Genomic DNA, 2,207 nt, shown 5'->3' with positions numbered 1-2,207 from the left:
TTTAATTCATCATATCATCCATATGTGACCTGTCAAGAACGTTTAAAGTGTTTGGGCTTCTTTTTTTTGTTTTTTTCACTTATGTGCTTCGGGGAATATCAACGCGTGAGGTTTTTTGCTATAAGTGAGGAGATAAGTTAGATCTTAAAAAGGAGGTTATTGTGATTCGATACAGGTTGCGCGAGTTGATGGCAGAGAGACAGTTTAAGACGGGGCAGCGATTAACCTTTGATGAGCTGTCGAGAGAAACCGGGATTCATCGAACAACGCTATCAAAGATTGCAAACCAGAGAAGCTACAATACGACAACGGATAATGTTGATCGCCTATGCCAGTTTTTTCAGTGCCAGGTTGGTGATTTGATGGAGTATTGTGAATCAGTTGATAAGGCCGATTGAGCCAAGGGTCCTTTTTTGAATGAGAACGCCGGGAGCCCGTTCTTCTTGCACGATGGCATGTTTTTTTTACGACATAAGTGGTTGATATGTTGAATGGCTTTTGGATCTTTTGCAGGAAAATAAATTTTAGGATGACCTTTGTTCTAGCTTGTACGGGTGATTTCTTGGAACAAAGGTCATTGAGAACGTTTTACTGTCACAGAACCGTCACAAAAACGTCACAGAACGAAAAAGGGTTAACCGGATGGCGGCTAACCCTGTGAATTTAATGGCGCGCGATGCAGGATTCGAACCTGCGACCTCTGCCTCCGGAGAAGATAAGCGCTTCAGTTGGCTGCGCCAGATGGTGGAGTGGCAAAAAGAGATGGACGATTCTCTGGCCGTGACCACCGACAACCATATTGATCTGTTTCCGGAAGAGGTCTATGTCTTTACTCCGCAGGGGCATGTGCGCGAGTTGCCTAAAGGGGCTTGCCCAATCGATTTTGCCTACGCGATCCATGGTGACATCGGTCATCGCTGTGTTGGCGCCAAGGTCAACAATAAGATGGTGTCGCTCAAGACTGAGCTGCACAACGGCGATGTGGTGGAGGTGTTGACTTCACCGCACCAGAATCCGAGTAAGGACTGGCTGAAGATCGTTAAAACATCTAAGGCGCGCAATCGGATTCGCCACTGGGTTAAAACCCAGGAACGGGAAAAGAGTATTGAGGTTGCCCATGGTCTATTGGACAAGGAACTGCGCAAATACGGGAAAAGCCTCAACAGGACATTAAACGAGCCGGTCATGGCGGAAGCTGCCAAAGATCTTGGTTTTAAAGAGGTGTCGGAGCTTTTGGCCGCTGTGGGCTACGGAAAGTTGTCGGCAGGGCAGGTTATCAGTCGTATTGTGCCTGCAGATCAGTTGCGTAGCCATCGCTCTAAGCTGTCTGGTCTCGGACGGGTGATCAACAAAATCCGTAAGAAGCCGTCGCACAGTGCGATCCGTATTCAGGGGATTGACGATGTGCTGGTACGTTTTGCCAAATGTTGCAACCCGCTGCCGGGGGATGACATTGTTGGATTTATCACCCGCGGCCATGGCATTACCGTTCATGCGGCGGATTGCCCGCATCTTCTGGAAACCGATCCGCAGCGTCGCGTCGAGGTGGAGTGGGATGAGGGGTCGGTGTCGTCGCGTAGTGTGCGCATCAATGTCTACTGTCACGACCAGAAAGGGGTGCTGGCGGAGATCACCAGTTGTATCACCAAGTGCGAGGCTAATATTACCAGTGCCCGTGTTAATGCGTCGTCCGGAAGTAAGGGCCTCAATGAGTTTGAAATCGACGTCAACAATGTCGATCATCTCAAAGAGGTGATGGCTGCCCTTAAGGCGTTGAAGGGGGTCTACCGGGTGGAACGGGTGCGTGAGCGGCGTGGATAGCCCGGATTTCTCACAACGGTTGTTGCGAGAAGCTGGAACGTGCTTTGGCTGCAAGGCCATGCCGGAAAGCGCTCGCGGATAGCGCTGCCGTCTATCGAAAACATTTAAAAGAGATGCAGAAAAGCAAGAAACGGAAAAAGGGGAGTTGACCTTGATGGCAGCTCCCCTTTTCGATGGAATTGTTTTACCGTTGTGCGGTTAACCTTTAACAACTGCCCCGGAACGGATGCAACGGGTGCAGACTTTCATGGTCTGGACGCTGCCATTCTTCACCGCCCGAACCTTTTGCAAGTTGGGGTACCATACTTTACGGGTTTTATTATGTGCATGGCTGACGTTGTTGCCGGTTACCGGTTTTTTGCCGCAAATTTCACATGTTCTGGACA

Annotated in this window: 3 protein-coding genes; 2 read left to right on the top strand and 1 reads right to left on the bottom strand. The window is 49.5% G+C overall.

Annotated elements, in window-relative coordinates:
• Positions 1-161 precede the first annotated feature (161 nt).
• Both DACE_RS19035 and DACE_RS16850 read left to right on the top strand, forming a co-directional pair.
• Entirely contained in the window at positions 162-398 is a 237-nt protein-coding gene (locus DACE_RS19035) for a helix-turn-helix domain-containing protein (RefSeq protein ID WP_040367720.1), read from the top strand.
• A 244-nt stretch (positions 399-642) separates the two neighbouring features.
• The gene (locus tag DACE_RS16850) at positions 643-1,821 is read left to right on the top strand and encodes a TGS domain-containing protein (protein ID WP_006003426.1); all 1,179 of its coding nucleotides are present in this window, start codon (positions 643-645) and stop codon (positions 1,819-1,821) included.
• Positions 1,822-2,019: 198 nt separating this feature from the next.
• Here DACE_RS16850 and rpmB read toward each other — a convergent pair.
• Positions 2,020-2,207 (bottom strand): 50S ribosomal protein L28 (rpmB, locus tag DACE_RS16845; RefSeq protein WP_006003424.1); only part of this gene is annotated, 188 nt, incomplete at its 5' end.

Source organism: Desulfuromonas acetoxidans DSM 684, assembly GCF_000167355.1.
Lineage (GTDB): Bacteria > Desulfobacterota > Desulfuromonadia > Desulfuromonadales > Desulfuromonadaceae > Desulfuromonas > Desulfuromonas acetoxidans.
This window is presented reverse-complemented; position numbering and strand designations above follow the sequence as displayed.

Coding starts and splice junctions, on each gene's coding strand:
- DACE_RS16850 (WP_006003426.1), top strand. CDS start 643: ATGGCGGCTAACCCTGTGAATTTAATGGCGCGCGATGCAGGATTCGAA.